At 53.5% G+C, this 17,118-nt stretch carries 17 protein-coding genes; 9 read left to right on the top strand and 8 right to left on the bottom strand.

Going from position 1 to position 17,118, the window contains the following annotated elements; all coding sequences use genetic code 11:
- Positions 1-96 precede the first annotated feature (96 nt).
- Complete coding sequence (locus tag KUC_RS12280; RefSeq protein WP_007113523.1) at positions 97-582, top strand: MarR family winged helix-turn-helix transcriptional regulator; 486 nt, start codon at positions 97-99, stop codon at positions 580-582.
- A gap of 68 nt (positions 583-650) precedes the next feature.
- Here KUC_RS12280 and KUC_RS12275 read toward each other — a convergent pair whose 3' ends face one another.
- Complete coding sequence (locus KUC_RS12275) at positions 651-1,520, bottom strand: LysR family transcriptional regulator (protein WP_007113522.1); 870 nt, start codon at positions 1,518-1,520, stop codon at positions 651-653.
- Positions 1,521-1,608: 88 nt separating this feature from the next.
- Between KUC_RS12275 and KUC_RS12270 the strand changes: the two genes are divergently transcribed.
- Both KUC_RS12270 and bluB read left to right on the top strand, forming a co-directional pair.
- On the top strand, positions 1,609-2,364 hold the full coding sequence (locus KUC_RS12270) for an NAD(P)H-dependent oxidoreductase (protein WP_007113521.1): 756 nt from the start codon (positions 1,609-1,611) through the stop codon (positions 2,362-2,364).
- 58 nt (positions 2,365-2,422) lie between these two features.
- Positions 2,423-3,097: a 5,6-dimethylbenzimidazole synthase gene (gene bluB / locus KUC_RS12265; RefSeq protein WP_007113520.1), complete on the top strand. Its 675-nt coding sequence runs from the start codon at positions 2,423-2,425 to the stop codon at positions 3,095-3,097.
- A gap of 11 nt (positions 3,098-3,108) precedes the next feature.
- On the opposite strand, the gene KUC_RS12260 is transcribed toward bluB, so the two are convergent.
- Positions 3,109-4,629, bottom strand: coding sequence for a sensor domain-containing diguanylate cyclase (locus tag KUC_RS12260; protein ID WP_050804854.1), 1,521 nt, complete (start codon positions 4,627-4,629; stop codon positions 3,109-3,111).
- 123 nt (positions 4,630-4,752) lie between these two features.
- Positions 4,753-5,736, bottom strand: coding sequence for a helix-turn-helix transcriptional regulator (locus tag KUC_RS12255; protein WP_040480790.1), 984 nt, complete (start codon positions 5,734-5,736; stop codon positions 4,753-4,755).
- Positions 5,737-5,885: 149 nt separating this feature from the next.
- Here KUC_RS12255 and KUC_RS12250 point away from each other — a divergent pair, with 149 nt between their 5' ends.
- On the top strand, positions 5,886-6,521 hold the full coding sequence (locus tag KUC_RS12250) for a glutathione S-transferase family protein (RefSeq protein WP_040480789.1): 636 nt from the start codon (positions 5,886-5,888) through the stop codon (positions 6,519-6,521).
- 88 nt (positions 6,522-6,609) lie between these two features.
- Here the strand turns inward: KUC_RS12250 and KUC_RS12245 are convergent, their stop codons facing one another.
- Positions 6,610-7,677 carry a class I SAM-dependent methyltransferase gene (locus KUC_RS12245; RefSeq protein ID WP_007113516.1) on the bottom strand — a complete coding sequence of 356 codons (1,068 nt, stop codon included), beginning with the start codon at positions 7,675-7,677 and terminating at the stop codon, positions 6,610-6,612.
- A gap of 157 nt (positions 7,678-7,834) precedes the next feature.
- Between KUC_RS12245 and KUC_RS12240 the strand changes: the two genes are divergently transcribed.
- From KUC_RS12240 to KUC_RS12225, 4 genes are all read left to right on the top strand, one after another.
- Complete coding sequence (locus KUC_RS12240) at positions 7,835-8,866, top strand: GlxA family transcriptional regulator (protein WP_007113515.1); 1,032 nt, start codon at positions 7,835-7,837, stop codon at positions 8,864-8,866.
- Between the two features lie 146 nt (positions 8,867-9,012).
- Entirely contained in the window at positions 9,013-9,240 is a 228-nt protein-coding gene (locus tag KUC_RS12235; RefSeq protein WP_007113514.1) for a hypothetical protein, read from the top strand.
- Complete coding sequence (locus tag KUC_RS12230) at positions 9,233-10,714, top strand: sodium:solute symporter family protein (RefSeq protein WP_007113513.1); 1,482 nt, start codon at positions 9,233-9,235, stop codon at positions 10,712-10,714. Before KUC_RS12235 ends, KUC_RS12230 begins: the two co-directional genes overlap by 8 nt.
- Before the next feature lie 90 nt (positions 10,715-10,804).
- On the top strand, positions 10,805-12,127 hold the full coding sequence (locus KUC_RS12225; protein ID WP_040481056.1) for a DUF2252 domain-containing protein: 1,323 nt from the start codon (positions 10,805-10,807) through the stop codon (positions 12,125-12,127).
- A gap of 20 nt (positions 12,128-12,147) precedes the next feature.
- Here the strand turns inward: KUC_RS12225 and KUC_RS12220 are convergent, their stop codons facing one another.
- From KUC_RS12220 to KUC_RS12210, 3 genes are all read right to left on the bottom strand, one after another.
- Positions 12,148-13,947, bottom strand: a complete 1,800-nt coding sequence (locus tag KUC_RS12220; RefSeq protein WP_007113511.1) for a GGDEF domain-containing protein — start codon at positions 13,945-13,947, stop codon at positions 12,148-12,150.
- Between the two features lie 255 nt (positions 13,948-14,202).
- A complete protein-coding gene (locus KUC_RS12215) occupies positions 14,203-15,255 on the bottom strand; it encodes an SPFH domain-containing protein (RefSeq protein WP_007113510.1) in 1,053 nt (350 codons plus the stop codon).
- Positions 15,256-15,257: 2 nt separating this feature from the next.
- Complete coding sequence (locus tag KUC_RS12210; RefSeq protein WP_007113509.1) at positions 15,258-15,752, bottom strand: NfeD family protein; 495 nt, start codon at positions 15,750-15,752, stop codon at positions 15,258-15,260.
- A 122-nt stretch (positions 15,753-15,874) separates the two neighbouring features.
- On the opposite strand from KUC_RS12210, the gene copM reads away from it, so the two are divergent.
- Positions 15,875-16,306: a CopM family metallochaperone gene (gene copM / locus KUC_RS12205; protein WP_141243479.1), complete on the top strand. Its 432-nt coding sequence runs from the start codon at positions 15,875-15,877 to the stop codon at positions 16,304-16,306.
- 88 nt (positions 16,307-16,394) lie between these two features.
- Here the strand turns inward: copM and KUC_RS12200 are convergent, their stop codons facing one another.
- The gene (locus KUC_RS12200) at positions 16,395-16,745 is read right to left on the bottom strand and encodes an SEL1-like repeat protein (RefSeq protein WP_141243480.1); all 351 of its coding nucleotides are present in this window, start codon (positions 16,743-16,745) and stop codon (positions 16,395-16,397) included.
- Positions 16,746-17,118: the final 373 nt, after the last annotated feature.

Genomic DNA, 17,118 nt, shown 5'->3' with positions numbered 1-17,118 from the left:
GCGAAGTTCTCATTCGTACCGTTTTTGAAAATATCTTGATATCAAGGTATGTGTGGTTAATCTTGACGTCAAGCTAATTAGGCGCAGAATACTGCTATGGATCATGTAGACAACATTCTCAAACAGTGGCGGCAGGAAAGGCCTGATCTTGACGTTGTGCCGATGGGTACCATCGGGCGGGTCAAACGGCTGAACCACACTTTAATGCGCGCAATGGAGAAGACCTGGGCGGAATACGGCCTGACGGACGCCAGCTTTGACGTTCTGGCGACTCTTCGCCGAGAAGGGGAGCCTTACGCGCTATCGCCGGGGGATTTGATGGCATCCACCATGGTGACCTCGGGCACCATGACTCACCGTATCAATCAGCTGGAAAAGGCGGGGTTGATTGAGCGGGTCAAAAACCCCAATGATGGTCGCGGTTTTTTAATCTCTCTTTCCCAACGTGGGTTCGATTTAATCGACGAAGCGGTGGCCGCCCATGTAGAAACCCAGGCGCAGCTGGTGAGTGGCCTGAGTAAAGAGCAGCAGGCGCAGCTTGATGATCTGCTAAAGCAGTTTTTAGCGGGGTTTGAGCACTAGGGGGATGGCCCGAAACGGCATGCGAGCCACTATATTAATTTGCGTATTTAACATCGGAGGAGCGATCACTATCTGCGAATGCCCTCCGTCATCGCCTCCATAAACGCGCGTACTCTGGCCACATGGCGCAGATCCGGGTGGGTGAGCAGCCAGAGTTGAGTGGTTAATTCCTCAATAGGATTGCTTAGGCGTAACAGTGCTTTATCTCCATCGCCGAGGTAACAGGGCAGCACCGCAATACCTGCCCCATGGCGCACTGCTGATTGCATGCCCAGCATGCTATCCAGCCGGTAGGCGGCGTTTTTATCCATCATCCACTTTTCAAGCGTTGCGTCGCCCAGGTGAATGTCTGGTCCGATCCAACTTTCTGATGGCAGTGACGATGGCTCTAGCGGCAGAGGAGTGTTTTGCCAAAGCGTTTTTTGTCCATAAATTGCCTGAGTGATATCGCTTATCTTGCGACCGACCAGGGTTTCGGGTGGTTTACGAGTAGGCCTGATTGCTATATCGGCCTCCCGTCGCGACAGGCTCTGCAACTGATTGGAGATAACCACTTCCAGCGTGATATCCGGATAGCGCTGGCGAAAGCCTGCCAGTAGCGGCGAAAGCAGCCCCGCGAAAAGTGTGTCGGTGGTGGTGATGCGCAGGCTACCGGTGAGGGTTAAATCCTGCCCAATAATGCGCCGCTCAGCGCTGTTGATTTCGCTCTGTACGCGCCTGGCTGAAGCCGCCAGATCGTCCCCTGCCAAGGTAGGCGTATAGCCTGTGCGGCTGCGCTCAAAAAGGCTCACGCCAAGTCCTCGCTCCATCTCACTTAAACGTCTAAAGACAGTCGCATGGCTGATACGCAGCGCTCGGCTGGCACCGGATAGCGAGCCCGCCTGGGCAATCGCTAGCACAATTTGTACGTCGTCCCATCTTATCTGCTGTTCATTCATGCAAGCCAGGTTCTCATTTTTAGCCAGTGTTATGACATATATGAACAGGTTAGCCTGTCATCAAACCAATCGATAGGGGAGGCGCAGTATGAATGTGTTGATCGTCCTGGCTCATCCAGAACGCAGGTCGTTTAATAGTGGCTTAGTGGATGTGGCGGTAAAACAGCTTGTGGACGCGGGGCATACAGTCGAGGTGGATGATCTCTATGCAGAGCAGTTTGATCCGGTGGAGCGTGCTGCGCACTATCCGCATCAAGCCGTTGATGTGGACTACTTTTATCCCCTCAATGAGCAGCGCGCTCACTTCCAGCAAAACACATTACCGCAGGACGTTCAGCGGGAGTTGGCGCGGCTTGAGTGGGCTGACTTGGTGATCTTCCAGTTCCCTTTATGGTGGCACGGCCAGCCTGCCATTCTAAAAGGCTGGTTTGATCGGGTGTTGGTGTATGGCGGGCGCTACACAAGCCGTATGCGTTACGACCAGGGCTACTATCGCGGTAAGCAGGCGATGCTATCAGTCACCACGGGCTCGCCGGAGAAGGCGTTTCAGCCTTTTGGCCGTGCCGGCAATATGGTGCACTGGCTTTGGCCCATGCACGCATCGTTATACTACGTTGGCTTTGACGTGTTAGCGCCTCAGGTGAGCTACGGCATTCAGGGGGGCGGTATTCGCTATCAAGCGGAGGCTAACATCATTGGTCACCTAGAGGACTGCAAAGCGGCCTGGTCATCTCGTCTGAGGAACTTGGATAGCGAACTGCCAATCCCCTTTACAGGATGGGGTGACTGGGACGATGACGGCATTTTAAGACAGACTGCCCCGCTGCGATGGCGGCTGGGCTGAGCTCGTGTAGACTCTTCACTGTCGACACAATTGATCAGCAAAAGGCCCGAGCAGCGCAATGACCACCTCGAACCACCGTTTTTCCGATGCTGAGCGGCGTGGGCTCTACCGCGCCATCTTTGAGCGGCGCGATGTGCGCTCGCAGTTTCTACCTGACCGGATTCCCCCTGAAGTGCTGACCCGCCTGCTGGAGGCTGCACACCATGCGCCCTCGGTGGGGTTTATGCAGCCCTGGGATTTCATCGTGATTGAAAGCCGCGACGTCAGGGAAACGGTGCTGGCGATGTTCGAGCAGGAGAACCAGAAAGCCGCCAAGCGCTTTGAAGGCGAGCTCCAAGCGCATTATCGCAGCCTTAAGCTGCAAGGGATTATGGAAAGCCCGCTTAATCTCTGCATTACCTGCGACCGAAGCCGGGGCGGCCCCCATGTGCTGGGCCGCAATAGCATTGTCGATACCGACCTTTTCAGCACCTGTTTAGCAGTGCAAAACCTCTGGCTGGCAGCACGAGTGGAAGGCATCGGCGTTGGTTGGGTGAGCATTCTCGACCAGGAGCAGCTAAGTACAGCGCTGAACCTGCCTGAGCACGTTTATCCGCTGGCGTATCTCTGCCTTGGCTATGTGAGCGAGTTTTTAGATCAGCCGGAGCTTGAAGCCAAAGGCTGGCGCTCCCGTCTGCCATTAAGTGAACTCGTGCATGGTGATAAGTGGGGGCAACCGCTGGACAGTGGTTGATGAGAAAACTTCTATAAGGAGGGCTTGCTCGTTGTGCCTGGCTCACCTGTATTTGGTTTGCGGCGATGACTTTTGTCTTCGTACATGCGCTCATCTGCCAGAGCAAACACCTGCGGGGCAGGCGCTTCGCTGGAGCTGGCGAATCCCAAGCTTACATGAAGCGCCAGTTCTTCGCGTTCGCCGCTAGCAGTGTCGATGATGCAGCGCTGGTCGGGCAGATTTTCCCTGATCAGACTGGCCATCCGCTTGGCTGCTGTCAGATCGGCAGAGGGAAACAGAATGACGAATTCGTCGCCACCGTAGCGTGCCAGTACGTCACTGCCTCTGCAATGAAGTTGCAGGTACTGGGCAACGCTGGCAATTAGTTGGTCGCCTGCGACATGGCCATATTGGTCGTTCACTTCCTTGAGTCTGTCGACATCCATCATCAGTACAGCAAAATCCAGGCTTGGCGTCTGTGCTTTGCCCTGAATGCTCATCTGCAGTGCAGATTCCAAGAAGCCTCGATTATAAAGGCCAGTGAGCCCGTCACGCTCAGCGGTTTTCTTCAGTTCCAAATGCAGCAATTTATTTTCGGTAGCGGTCGCCAGTTGGTCGGCAAATAGCGACAGTATTTGCTCCAAGCCATCGTCTCGGTTGGGAGCTTGCAAGAACAGCCAACCTTCGTACAAGCTTAAACGGCCCCCCATGGGCGTAATATATAGATTCTCACCTTGCTCTGTTTGTGGCAGTTTGACCGGATGCTCTCTTTGCTCATGAACGCTGGACAATAGGGGCTTTAGGCGTTGTTCATCCTTTGGGCTTAGCCCCGCAACAGCCGCGTAGCGTGTTACTTCAGAGCGTTGCCGTTCCAGGAGAAAAACGGCAAAGCCGTAGTCGGGGAAATGAGTATGTAGGTGGTTTAAAGAGTCATCCAGCAGGGAATGGATATTGGTCGCGCGATTTGCGACTGCTCCTAGATCAAGTAGGGCGTGAAAGACTCGGTTCTGAAACTTAATCTCGCTAATGCTGTGGCCGATCTGACGATTCTGACTGTAAGTTACGCGACCGATGGTTAGAAAATAGACCACTGCCCCCGCCCATTGGTAGATGTCTAAATTGTTGCTCACATAGGGGCGAAAAGTGAATCCTGTTAGGACACTTCCAATCATGGCCGCGATGATAAAAAGTACAGCTGAAACAAGCATCTTTCCCAGTCCGCCGACCACTAAATTGTTCATCAAACAGGCAAGCCCGATGGTGATGGTGGCCAAAACGTAAAAATCCAGTACGCTACACCAAAAACCAAACAACAGGCTGTCGAAGAGGAGGTTCCTGAACTCGGCACGCTTGGAGTTCTGAGCGTTTGCCGCAAGCGCATAGGCGACTCCGGGCCATAGCAGCAGCAAAATCCCAGGCAGAATAAGCGTCCAGCCGCTGCCTTCTACGACGGCGATCCATACGGTTAGCCCGAAGGTATGGCAAAAGGCAAAAATTCGCGGGGTAATCGTCGCCAATGCAAGACGGTGTGCGCGTCTCAAAGAAGGTTGCATTCGTTAGTCTGTATTCGAAGTTGTTTGATTAACACACTAGCATCTATGAGGCGAAGAAGTCCTATCTTGGCGTCAGTCGAATAGCACTGTTTGCCCATCCTATCACCAAGGTTTTAGCCAGGATCAGGGCATATCAATTGGTTGTGATGAGGAGTGCCCGCAACTGGCTATTAACTGGTTGGCGTGCTCACGTAGTGCCTCTTTGAGACCATCTGGCTTGAGGATGGTAAAACGAAACGGGAGCTGTGCCAGCCAATAGGCAAACCACTCGAAGCTGTCGGTTCGGGTATTTAGCAGTAGTCCACCTTCAACCTGCTCGAACTTACCCGTACAGAAAAATTGGTTCTCAAAGTAAGCGGCCGAATCATGGTCGGTGTGCAGCACCAGTGATACTTCATGAGTTGGGCCCCATGACATAAGGCTTTCGCTTAAAAACTCGGCTGCATCGAAGTGGGTGGGGCGTATAAAGGTGTCGGCTAGTAGGTGAATGCCGCTGATACGGTCCAGCCTAAACGAGCGCATGGCGCCCCTCAGATGGCAAAAACCAACGGCATACCATCGGCCTTGTTGGAAAACTAGCCCGTAGGGGTCGACCTGACGTTTAATCGAACCATACTGCGGGGAGTGGTAGGTGAGCCCTACGCTTCGTGCAGCTTCAGTGGCTTTGGTCAGTGTTTCATGTGCACGGTCATCACGGCTGGGTTCACGCCGGGGTAAGAACACCTGAGTGGTCTCACTGATACTACGTACTTGTCTTTTTAAATTCGCAGGCATCACCCGCTCGAGCTTCGCTTGCACGCTGGCGATGGCAGGCGCTGCATTCGTCAGTCCCAGTTGGCTGGCGGCCAATAAGCCTAGAGAAACGGCGAAAGCTTCTTCGTCGGTAAACATCATGGGGGGCAGCTTGAAGCCAGCCACCAGTCGATAGCCGCCGTAGCGCCCCTGCTCGGTCACTATCGGCACACCCATATCCTCCAGCGCGGTAATGTAACGCCTTATAGTGCGCCGATCCACGCCCAGGCGTTCAGCCAAGTCTGCTCCGTCCATCTGGCCATTAGCCTGTAGCAACTCAAGCACAGCAAGCACACGCGTCGTGGGTCCTGCCATTGCCACCTTCCTCTCGAGGTTATTTTTGAAGTTTTGCAGAAAAAGTGCATTGTTGCGTTTATTTAGGACGGATTTTCGCCTATTAACAAACTAATCTGACCTGGTAGTACCTGATGTCACCGGAAAATTGACTGAAAAAGGAGCCTAATATGTCAGAGCTAACGTTTTACACTCATCCGATGTCCCGTGGGCGAATTGTGCGCTGGATGCTGGAAGAAGTCGGCATACCCTATTCGGTAAAGGGGCTGGAGTACGGCTCAGAGATGAAAGCCGAGGACTACTTGGCCATCAACCCCATGGGGAAAGTGCCTGCCATTAAGCATGGCAATACTGTGGTGACGGAAGTGGCGGCTATTTGTGCGTACCTGGCAGATCAGTTCCCAGATAAAAAGCTGTCACCGCCCCCGCAATCTCCCGAACGCGGAGCCTACTATCGCTGGTTGTTTTTTATGGCGGGACCGTTCGAAATGGCCACCAGTGCTATGGCCTACGATTGGAAAATCGACAGCAGCAACGCACAGGCTGTCGGTTGTGGCCAAGTGGAAGACAGTATCAATACGCTTGAAAAAGTCCTTAGTGAAAACACCTATATCTGCGGCGATCAGTTTACTGCCGCAGATATATTGGTTAGCAGTTATCTCTGGTGGGAGACAATGCAGAAGAATATCCCGCCGAACGAGGTGTTTAAGCATTACATAGAGCGCATGGAAAGCAGGCCAGCCGCCAAGCGGGCCAATGAGTTGGACGATGAGCTGGCTGAGAAAATGAAGCCTGTATCCATCTGATATTCAATCTGTGTTGCTTGTAAAATAGGGTGCTCCTAATGGAGCGCCCTATGTAACGTTTTACGCAGCCAATTTATCTTCTCTACCCTTAAAGGCGCGCCTCAAGGATCAAATTAAACGGTGTCTCAGCTGCGCGCCTGAAATGGCTGAACCCCGCCTTACGAAACACCGCTGCTAAGCGTGCTTCGCCAGCTTGCGCGCCGAGGACCTGCTTGCCACCTTCCGAGATCGCATGAGCACAACAAATAGTCGTGGACGCTGCGTAATACATTCTCGCTACCAGCGACAGGTTGTGTTCAAGATGGTCCTGCGCATAAGGCTCAACTAACAACACGGTACCGCCGGGAGCCAGCACTTTGGCGGCATAGTTCGCGGCTGCCACTGGATCGCCCATATCGTGCAGGCAGTCGAAGAAGCAAATCAGCCCGTACTGCCTGTTCGGATAATCGTCCGCCCGTGCCACTTCAAAGTGTGCGCGCTCGGCGATGCCAGCATGGGTGGCATTTCGGCTCGCTTCGCCAACAGAAGGTTCATGGGCATCAAACCCGTAAAAGCGCGATTTCGGAAAGGCCTTAGCCATTAGCACCGTGGAGTGGCCAAACCCACAGCCAACGTCGGCAACCGTGATACCGGCTTCAAGCTTGTCAATGACGCCTTCTAGGGCGGGCAGCCATTCAGGTACCAGGCTGCTGCGATAACCGTTACGGTAAAAGGCCGCGACGCCGCACTGAAGGCGGCTGTCATGGTCGCCCCATGCCACGCCGGTGCCAGTGCGAAATGCCTCAAGAGTTTTTTCTTCGTCAAACCACATTGAGGCGGGCACCTGCCATGCGGGGGGTATGAAAACTGGACTCTCTTCATTTGCCAGCACCATCGCCTGTTCAGGAGGGAGTTCGTAGGTATCGCTGATAGCATGGTAGGCAACATAGCCGCCCGCGGCTTGGGAGTTTAACCACTCCCGGACATAGCGTTCAGCGCAGTGGGTGCGCTGGGCAAGTTCTATAGCGCTAATGGGGCCTGCACTCTCCATTGCTTTGTAAAGCCCAAGCTTGTTCCCCAGGCTGACCATAACACCGCCATAAGCAGATGACAGATCGCCCACCGCCTGCATGACAAAGGTTTCCAACTTGTTTTGATCGATAGTTGCTACGCACATGGTCTAAGCTTCTCTTGTGTGGTGTGAGGGTATCAGTTGAAGGTAACAACTGGCCGCATTCATAATCTCAGCGGTGCCCTCTCGGTATAAGAGTCAGAATCACCCTAAATCGGTTCGTTTCTGCCACGACGTTTTTGTGCGCTGGGAAACCTAGGCCATGCCTCAACCACTCGCTAGCTTTGGCTCTACTCCTTATCATGTCAGCCTGCTGGCGTTGCCTGATGCGGTGATCTCTACGCTGGCGGGTATCTACGATGTGATGAACGCTGCCTCGTTGATGAACCTTGTGCCAGAGGGGGCTCCCGCACCTTTTCATGTTGAAATTGTGGGCGAGGCCGAGGGCTCCCTTGCACTGGCGAGTGGCGTACCTATCACCGTTCAGCGAGCAATTGAGAGCATTGCCACCACCGATATCGTGATCGTTCCCTCGGTACTGCTGCGCGCGTCTGGTTGGGAGAAAGGGCGTTATTCACACCTGGTTGAATGGCTGCAAGAAATGCACAATAAAGGCGCCGTGCTGTGCTCAGCCTGCTCTGGTGTTTTCCTGATAGCCGAGACTGGCCTTTTCGACGGCCGTGATGCCACGGTGCATTTTGGCTACGCCCAAGCGTTTACGAGTTGCTATCCTGAGGTGGTGGCGCACCCCGAGCGTGTCTTGGTTATCGCTGGCTTGCGTGACGAATTGATCAGTTCCGGTGCCTCCACCAGCTGGCACGATTTAGCGTTATACCTTATTGCGCGCTACGCCGGTGCCACCACCGCGCAGGAAATCGCACGCCTTTACGCCCTGCAGTGGCATCAGGATGGCCTTACTCCCTACATGATCTTCGAAGGTAAAACAGACCACGGTGATGCCGATATTCAGGCCGCGCAAAAGTGGCTGTGCACACATTTTTCGGTCGCTAACCCTGTGGAGGAGATGATCAAGCGCTCCTCACTTGCCGAACGCACTTTCAAACGTCGATTTGCTAGCGGCACCGGTCTGACGCCTATCGTTTACATCCAGCGTTTACGCGTTGAGGATGCCAAACGCCGCTTGGAGCGTACTGATGCCAGCATCGATAACATCAGTTGGCAGGTGGGTTATGAGGATGCGGCTTTCTTTCGGCGCTTGTTTAAACGCACAACCGGGCTTGCGCCAGGCGCTTACCGTAAGCGATTCAGGATGCCAGATTTTGCGCGGGGCTAGTGGGCATTCGTAGGGAATCTCGCTCTATCGGCGCTGGACGAAGCCGGGGCGGCTGAGGTGGTTAGACGTAATAGCCTTCTTGACTAGCTCTCTAATTAAAAAACTTTTATCGAAAAGCTTTCAACAAATTACCAAGGGAAACAGTAATGCGACGTTTATTGGTGCTGCCTACCTCCTGGGCGGGCTGGGGGCTGTTAATTGCTTTTTTGGCGCTGGTGCTGGCGGGTACGTGGCCGGTGATTGGTTGGGTGAACCGGGCAACTTTGGTGATCGGTTTGCCATTGTTAGTGGTGTGGAGCTACTTGGTGATTTTTGCCTGCGTAGTGGTGATGCTGATCGGTAATCGTATTGTGGAGCGAGACGACCATGAATAGCCCTTGGCCACTGCTGATTACGTTGGCCTATGTCGCGATAGCGATGGCGATTGGCCTACGCGCCAGGGGAGGCCGCTCTATGAATAACTTGGAAGAGTGGGGAGTGGCGGGGCGTAGCATGGGGCCGGTAACGCTCTACCTGCTGATCGCCGCCGGTAGTGTGAGTGCTTACACCTTTATGGGAGCGCCCGGTTGGGCTTATTCAAAAGGCGTCGCGGTATTTTATGTAGCGATCTACCTTGCTTACCTGGCGTTGATAGCGTGGTACTTCGGGCCGAAGGTGTGGCAGTTCGGCGAGCAGTTTGGCCACGTGACCCAGGCAAGCGCCATAGCTGACCGCTATCAAAGTCCTGCGCTGGGAGCTCTGGCGGCACTCGTGATGGCGATCGGCTCTATTGCCTACGCGGTACTGCAAACCATTGGCTCCGCTTATATTTTGTTTGTGATTAGTGGTGGTTTGATTCCCATTTGGTTGGGGGTTGTGCTGGTGCTGGCCTGTATTGCCGTCTACCTCTATGCCAGTGGACAGCGGGCGATTGGCCGCACCAATGCCTTTCAGGGCGTGTTAATGCTGATCGTGGCCTGGGCCGTTGGCCTTTGGGCGGTACACAGCGCTACCGGCGGCTTAAGTTTTGGCGGGGTGTTCGAGCGTATTCAGGCCGAGCATAGCGAGTTTCTCACCCTGCCAGGAGCTGGGGGCGATATGAGCTTTAGTTTCTGGACGACCTCAATCATCGTTTCAATGTTCTCGTTTATGCCGCCGGTGTGGACGCAGTGGATGAGCGCTTCCTCAGCACGCACTATTCGCCGCAGCGCTACTTGGCTGCCTACTTATTACGTGGTTATTTTGCCTATGGTGGTTGTAGGCTTTATCGGCATTTTTTCGCTGCCTGAGCTGGCCCGGGCCGATACCGTTGTACTCGAATACGCCATGCAGAACTTGCCGGTGGTATTAGTGGGATTGCTCGGCGCGGGTACCTTGGCGGCCTCAATGTCTTCCAGCGAGCCGTTTATTCATTCGGTATCGCTATCGCTAAGCAAGGATGTACTTCAGCCAGTGTTAAAGCTCTCGAATGGTGTTACCGGTAAACTCGCACGGCTGTTGATCCTGCCCATCATGTTCTTAGTCGTAGCCCCGCTGGCGATTGCCGAACCCGGCAGTTTGGTAATGATCCTGTTGGTGGGGTTGGGGTTTGCCTCCCAGGTGCTGCCTGCCTTTATCGGCATGTTCTTCTGGCCCCGGGCTTCTCGCTTGGGCGTGATAGCCGGTATCGTGGCGGGATTTCTGATTACCGTGGCGTTTACGACCCTTTGGCCGCATCCGCTGGGTATTCACGCGGGCTTCTGGGGATTGATGATTAATCTGCCGGTGTTTGTGGCGGTCTCGTTGATGACACCGGCTACCCACGACGAGGTGGTCGAGCGTTTCTTTCGTATTGCCGCCCCTCGTGGCTTTACTCGCTTGGGCCAATAGGTGTGCACGGTCAGCCGCTGACTTAATCTATTCATGGTTATCGGCTACCTTTATAACAAACCGCTTCTCTGCATCAAACAAGGTAATTCGATGAGTCATGCATTAACTGGACATAATCGCCCTCAGCGAGTGATTGAGGCAACTCACCAGGCGAATAACACCTTGCCAACGGCCACCCGCCAAGCCAAGTACGCCAAAATGGCTGCGTCGCCCTACCGCTTTTACCGAGGTAGTAACCATCTGTACTGGAATGATGTATGGCACGATTGGCGTTTTGCACTGTTCGGCGGCTGGCCGGAAACCCAAACCTGGCTACAAGGGGATGCTCACGTCTACAACTTCGGCGCCTATGGTCACCATGATGATCAAGTGCGCTACGGTATGGATGACTTTGATGATGCGCTAATTGGCGATTACCAATATGATCTGTGGCGGCTGGCCATCAGCGTCGTGTTAGATGCTCGCGAAAACGCTGAGATGGATTCAAAAGCGATTGATAAAGCGCTTAAAAAGTTAATAGAGGGCTATTACCAAACGCTGGCTAACCACGTTGACGGCAAACCCGTTCATGCCGTGACGCTTGATAGCGCCAAAGGCCCACTAAAGCCCTTCATGAGTAAAGTGGCCGATAAGCAGAGCCGTGCTCGCATGCTTGAAAAGTGGACGTCCCTTGATGAGCAGAAAGGCCGCCAGTTCGCCGAACGGCCTGGCAAGCTCGCTAACCTTCCGGCGGATGTGGCCAGCCAACTGCGCCGCCTGATTGAGCAGGAGTATCAGCAAACGCTGCAACACGCTATTAAAGAGAGTGATCCCCACCATTTTCGCGTCAAAGATACGGTACGACGCTTGGACGCAGGCACTGGTTCGTTGGGCGTGGAACGCTATTACGTCTTGATTGAGGGCGGAGTCGAGCAAGAGCACGATGACATCATTCTGGATGTTAAAGAGCAGATTCCCCCGGAAGCGTTTCGGTTAATGGATAAAAACCAGCAGCAGGCGTGGCGTAAGTTGTTTCCTAACGAAGCCATCCGCCATGCGGCGGCTTTCCACGCTATTGCCGAGCATCCAGACGTCTATCTTGGCTGGCTAACCATGAACGGAAAGGTGTTTTCGGTGCGTGAGCGCTCGCCGTTCAAGAAAGACTTTCCGACCCATAAACTCTCTGGCGATAAGTCATATCGAAAACTGGCCCAGCAGTGGGGAGAAATTCTCGCCCGTGAGCACCTGCGCGGTGCCCAGGTGCTTAACCAGGGTGACCCAACACGCTTTGCCAAGGCCGTTTGCCAACGATTAAAAGGGCGTGAAGACCTGTTTGTTGAGGTAGTGTCGACACTGGCGGTAGCTTACGCCGACTGCACAGAGCAGGATTATGCTGTGTTTATCGATCACTTTCTGGCGACGGGGTCGGCTTAATTAACCAACACCATGAGTCATTATTGCGGTTGCTGTCTACCGAGCATACATCCCTGCACTTCTAGCGTCTTTTCCCATATTACACAGCGGTTACGGCCGCTGTGCTTGGCTTGATAAAGCGCTTCATCGGCAAGACGTAGCAGTTTCTTAGGGTCTTGAGTGTGATCGGGATACGTTGCGACACCACAGGAGAGCGTGATTTTCCGCAGTGGGGTGCCTTGATGGATAAATGCCTGATGAGCAATGGTTTCTAGCAGCGCCTTTGCGCGAGATTCGGCAGCGATCCGAGAGGTGGTGGGTAGCAAGGCAACAAACTCTTCACCTCCAAAGCGACAAATTACGTCCAGATCCCGCAGGTGGTGACGCAGTAACAGGGCGATTTCGACCAGTACAGCGTCTCCAGCATCGTGACCAAAATCGTCATTAATCTGTTTAAAATGATCCACATCCAGCATTAACACGGACAGTTGACTGGCATGCTGCTTTACTCGCTGACACTGGTGCTCGAATGCCGTGTCGAAATGGCGTCGGTTGTGCAAGCCTGTTAACGGGTCTTTGCGTGAGAGTCCTTCCAGTTCCTGAACTAACCGGTCGAGATCGGCGGTTCGTGCGGCGACCTGTTGCTCTAGGGTCTCATTGACCATGGCAAGCTGTTGCTGTGTATGCCGGTAGTGCCATAGAAAAATTGCCGCGTTAGCTAACGAAAAAGCCAGCGTACCGTAGCTCAAGGGCACACTGCGCCAGCCCACAAAACCGTGGGCGACTACCATATCAGCCAACAGCAGCGGGGCAAAAAAAGTAAAACTCACTACTAAAAGCCGTTGTTCAAGGGTGAGCCGTTGAAACCGCATGAGTGCAAGCGCCAGCATCATGGGAAGCGTTAAGGCAAGCATGACATCAAATACGGGGAAGGTTAGTGAAAGACTCACCACCCCAAGTTGAACCAAGCCAATCGCCAACACCAAGTACACCAAGTGAATAACCCACAAGTGCGTTATCCAGCGCTTAGCGGTCCCTTCCAGCCAGTAGCTAAGCAACAGCCCTAATGCCACCGGCAGTGTGTAGTAGCTGCCCGCTCGGAGTGTGTCCCAGGCCAATGGATTATCGGCAATAAATTGGCGGGCAGGCGTCTCCGCAAGCAGCATCAGCCCTGAAGCGTAGGCAAATAACGCAATAGACCCAAAACCGCGACGTTCGGGGCCTATTATGGCGAAAATGGTGGCCAAGATAGCGAGTACCAAAACCAAGGCACTCACGCCGAGATCCTGAGCGGAGTCATGGATAACTTGCTTAAAGACCTCGATGCGCTCCATTACCTGGACTTGGCCCCATAAGCCAATACTGGTGTAGTAAGAGTAAAATCGAAAGTTGAGCGTCTGACCGGCGGCCTTTTCTGGTAGCTCGATCATGTGCCAGGGCCAGCCTGCAAAATCACCTCTGCCCTGATCATCAAATTGGCCATATTGATAGATGAGTTCGTCGCCTAGATAAACTTGCCCAATCAAATTGATACTGGTGATAAAGAGCACTGGATCGCTCCAATCACCGGTGGGCACGGTAGTGCGTAGCCAAAGGTGTTCGTGCCCCTCGCGACCAGGTGGGTTGGAAGGGGAATCAATCGACTGCCACCCTGTTGAGCCGCTTTGCAGCCATTGAGGGCGCTTATCGGCATCGAAGGGAGAGTCGCCCCAGCGATACTCCCAGCTCTGCAGGGGTTGTGGCGGAGAAGCAGCGAGGAGGCCGCTTGGCGAAAACAACAGAATGGCAAATGCCATTACGAGCAGAATGCCATAACGAATGGCGTACCCACGAAGCAGCATGGCGAACGTCCTGATTTCCAACAATATTGCATTCCACCGATTAAGGCATCAACCAATGACACAAGCAAAGAGATATGCTGCATGATGCCCGTGCATCTAGGCAGTGGTTTTTAGTTTAGCTAAAAATTGGCTTAGGTGATGAGTGTTTCTTCAACGGTTGACTATGGTTAATAGAGAAATTAAATCAGCATTAAAAAAACCGAGCCTTTAGGGGCTCGGTCTATCGCATTTGCAACCTGTGTTTTGATGATTCGGTTAGTAACCGCTAGCGGCGCCGCCTACAATTCCACTGCGAAAATCACTGTCACCGTGATTACGGCTCTTAAGATGGTTAGCCACAGTATCTTCGGGTGAACCTGCCATTTCCCGGAACATACCCATAGAGCCAAGCAGGGCAGAGGACTCGTAGGGTACGAATACCCGCTCACCATCTTTAGCCATATTGGGTAATACCTTGATATAGCTCTGACCGAGCAGATAGCCCACTACGGTGCGCTTATTCTCTTCACTATCGCCAATCGCATTAAGCACCAGTTTAATCGACTCCTGCTCACCCTGGGCGCGCAGAATCGCCGACTCTTTATCGCCTTGAGCGTTAAGAATCGAAGACTCACGCTGGCCTTGGGCCATGGCAATTGCCGCTGATTTTTCACCCTCGGCTTCGGTCACGGTGGCACGACGCTTACGCTCTGCGGCCATTTGCAGGCGCATAGCGGTTTCTACCTCTTCAGGCATGGCGATGTCTTGTACTTCGACGCGGGAGATTTTGACCCCCCATTTAGACGCAGGCTCTTCCATGGCGGCCTGAATCTCGTTATTCACTTCAGCGCGGGACTCAAACAGTTTATCCAGCTCCATTTTGCCGACCACTGAACGCAGCGTGGTTTTGGCCAGTACTTCGACGGCCTGGCTCATATTCTCAACTTCATAAACGGCCCGCTTGGGGTCGATGATTTGGTAGTAGAGCGCACCGTTGATACGCACGGTGACGTTGTCGGTGGTGACCACGGGCTGACCGGGGAAATCCATCACCGTTTCGCGGCGGTCGATACGGGTTTCGTCTGAGGTGATGGCGGTGTAGTCCTCGCCCATTTTGCGATAACGCAGCATGGTGATCGCGCGGGGTTGTTCGATAAACGGGATAATAATGTTAATGCCGCTTTCTAAAACGCGGTGGAACGAACCAAGGCGCTCAACCACCATGACTTCTGATTGGCGAATAATAATCAGGCCTTTAGAGATGATCAGTACGGCGATCACAACAATAATAAGGCTTATTAATAAACCTGGGCTTATAGGTAAATCCATTGTTAGGGCTCCTTGCGTTGGGAATTGTTGTCTTGAGGGGTTATGTCAGCGGGCTGATGTAATGCGACCAGCGCAGTGGTGCCTTCAAAACGTCTAAATACGACCGGGGTACCGCTAGGTAGCTCGGTTTTACCGCTCTCAAGTACGCGTAAACGGTAGAAATCGCCGTTGACTTTAATACCTGTAGCGTCATCAAAATCGCGGCGTAGAGTGGTGTAGCGATTACCTTTTTCCACGCCCGTACCTGTTGTTCCATAAGCTACGCCGCGGGGGGAGAAGTGCGGACGAATGACCATAATACATATCGGCAGCAGTACCCCGGTAAAAATAGCCATGCTAAGCAGTTGCCAGGGAAGCGTTAATCCTAGTGCAGAACCGCCTGCCGTTAACGCCGCGGCAATACCCAGCGCGAGCAGCACCATCGCGCCAGAAGTCAGTTCTGCCAAGCTTAATAGTAGGGCGAGTACCAGCCAGCTGTAAGCCGGGTTCCAATCCATGTGCTCTCCAATGCAATGTGTCGGTGATGCTTTACAGGGTAACCCACTTAGCACATCTTGACCTGTGGGCTGCCAGTAGGTTTTAAACTTTAATTACCACTATTGCCGATACGAGCATTGCTATGCCAATTTATGCCAACAGCCCGTTGTCCACTTTCCGACCACTCTCTGCATTGAAAATGGCTGCAAGCCTATGTGTAGTAGCCGGAGTGCTGGTAGCGCCGTCTGCCATCGCCCAGCAAAATGACCACCATGGCAGCCACGGCGAGCACAGTGCCACTGCTGGTTCCCACGGTGATAACCCTGCTGTAGCCGCCTACCAAGCCGCCAGTGATCGAATGCATGAAGACATGGCAATGGCGTTCACAGGAAACCCTGATGTGGATTTCGCGCAAGGCATGATCCCCCACCACGAGGGCGCCATCGCCATGGCTGAAATTGTACTGGAATACGGCGAAGACGAAGAGATTCGCCAGCTGGCCGAGGAAATAATTGCTGCTCAGGAGAGTGAAATTGCTTTTTTGAAAGCGTGGTTGGTCAGGGAGGGGTATTAAGGCTAAGAAGCTTTGCCGTTAGATTCAGCAGGGCAGGCGAGAGGTTCGAGCCGGATACATCTTACGGCGACGGATTAATGATTCGGCTCTATAGCAATACCTCTGCTGCTTCCAGACGCTCGGTATCGTTGGCGTAACCTTCGTCGTTGCGGGCTATCTCACCCAGCAAATGCATGGACTCCACATGGCCCGCCTCGGCGGCACGCCGTAGCCACTTCATTGCCTCATCTTCATCGGGCTCTTTAACGTAGTAATAAATATCGTAAAGCGCAGCCATGGCTTCGGGATCACCCGCTTCGGCCTCGGGCAAAGTGAGTTCAACCGCCTCCTGGGGCCAGTCGTCGCCGTTTTCCGGGCAGACGTCCTCCAACTCGCAGGCTCTACCATCAAACAGGCGCAACATAGCGTAGGGTCCGCCGTGTTGAGCGGCTTGATTCATACCACCCATAACCAATCGACGGTCCGTCTCACCAAGGTAATACATCGCCTCGACATCACCTTTTTCAGCCGCCTGTTCTAAATAAGGGATTGAGGCATCTGCCTTCCGAATACCTTAGAGTCGCATGCCTTCATCTTTGGCTTGTGTCTCTTCATTCAGCGCCAAGGCGGAAGGCGACAACAGCGCCGCGAGTGTCAGTCCTGCCAGTTTGGTCATTAGTTCCGCGCGCTCCGGGCAACTTATGCAGTCACTCACTAAAACTAATTTAAAACGTTAAGCCACGCTACCGCCTGCCGTAATAGTTTTGTTAGATTAAATGACTGATTGCTGCCCCTACAGGTCTTAGCGTAAACGAATATTCTTGCGATACTTC

The sequence above is a fragment of the Vreelandella boliviensis LC1 genome (assembly GCF_000236035.1).
GTDB classification, from domain to species: Bacteria; Pseudomonadota; Gammaproteobacteria; order Pseudomonadales; family Halomonadaceae; genus Vreelandella; species Vreelandella boliviensis.
The sequence above is the reverse complement of the archived record's forward strand: the minus strand, read 5'-3'. Positions and strand labels throughout refer to the sequence as shown.

Coding starts and splice junctions, on each gene's coding strand:
- KUC_RS12240 (WP_007113515.1), top strand. CDS start 7,835: ATGCCTCAACCACTCGCTAGCTTTGGCTCTACTCCTTATCATGTCAGC.
- KUC_RS12245 (WP_007113516.1), bottom strand. CDS start 7,677: ATGTGCGTAGCAACTATCGATCAAAACAAGTTGGAAACCTTTGTCATG.
- copM (WP_141243479.1), top strand. CDS start 15,875: ATGCCAATTTATGCCAACAGCCCGTTGTCCACTTTCCGACCACTCTCT.
- KUC_RS12275 (WP_007113522.1), bottom strand. CDS start 1,520: ATGAATGAACAGCAGATAAGATGGGACGACGTACAAATTGTGCTAGCG.
- KUC_RS12280 (WP_007113523.1), top strand. CDS start 97: ATGGATCATGTAGACAACATTCTCAAACAGTGGCGGCAGGAAAGGCCT.
- KUC_RS12225 (WP_040481056.1), top strand. CDS start 10,805: ATGAGTCATGCATTAACTGGACATAATCGCCCTCAGCGAGTGATTGAG.
- KUC_RS12270 (WP_007113521.1), top strand. CDS start 1,609: ATGAATGTGTTGATCGTCCTGGCTCATCCAGAACGCAGGTCGTTTAAT.
- KUC_RS12250 (WP_040480789.1), top strand. CDS start 5,886: ATGTCAGAGCTAACGTTTTACACTCATCCGATGTCCCGTGGGCGAATT.
- KUC_RS12230 (WP_007113513.1), top strand. CDS start 9,233: ATGAATAGCCCTTGGCCACTGCTGATTACGTTGGCCTATGTCGCGATA.
- KUC_RS12220 (WP_007113511.1), bottom strand. CDS start 13,947: ATGCTGCTTCGTGGGTACGCCATTCGTTATGGCATTCTGCTCGTAATG.
- KUC_RS12235 (WP_007113514.1), top strand. CDS start 9,013: ATGCGACGTTTATTGGTGCTGCCTACCTCCTGGGCGGGCTGGGGGCTG.
- KUC_RS12260 (WP_050804854.1), bottom strand. CDS start 4,629: ATGCAACCTTCTTTGAGACGCGCACACCGTCTTGCATTGGCGACGATT.
- KUC_RS12255 (WP_040480790.1), bottom strand. CDS start 5,736: ATGGCAGGACCCACGACGCGTGTGCTTGCTGTGCTTGAGTTGCTACAG.
- KUC_RS12200 (WP_141243480.1), bottom strand. CDS start 16,745: ATGAATCAAGCCGCTCAACACGGCGGACCCTACGCTATGTTGCGCCTG.
- KUC_RS12210 (WP_007113509.1), bottom strand. CDS start 15,752: ATGGATTGGAACCCGGCTTACAGCTGGCTGGTACTCGCCCTACTATTA.
- KUC_RS12215 (WP_007113510.1), bottom strand. CDS start 15,255: ATGGATTTACCTATAAGCCCAGGTTTATTAATAAGCCTTATTATTGTT.
- bluB (WP_007113520.1), top strand. CDS start 2,423: ATGACCACCTCGAACCACCGTTTTTCCGATGCTGAGCGGCGTGGGCTC.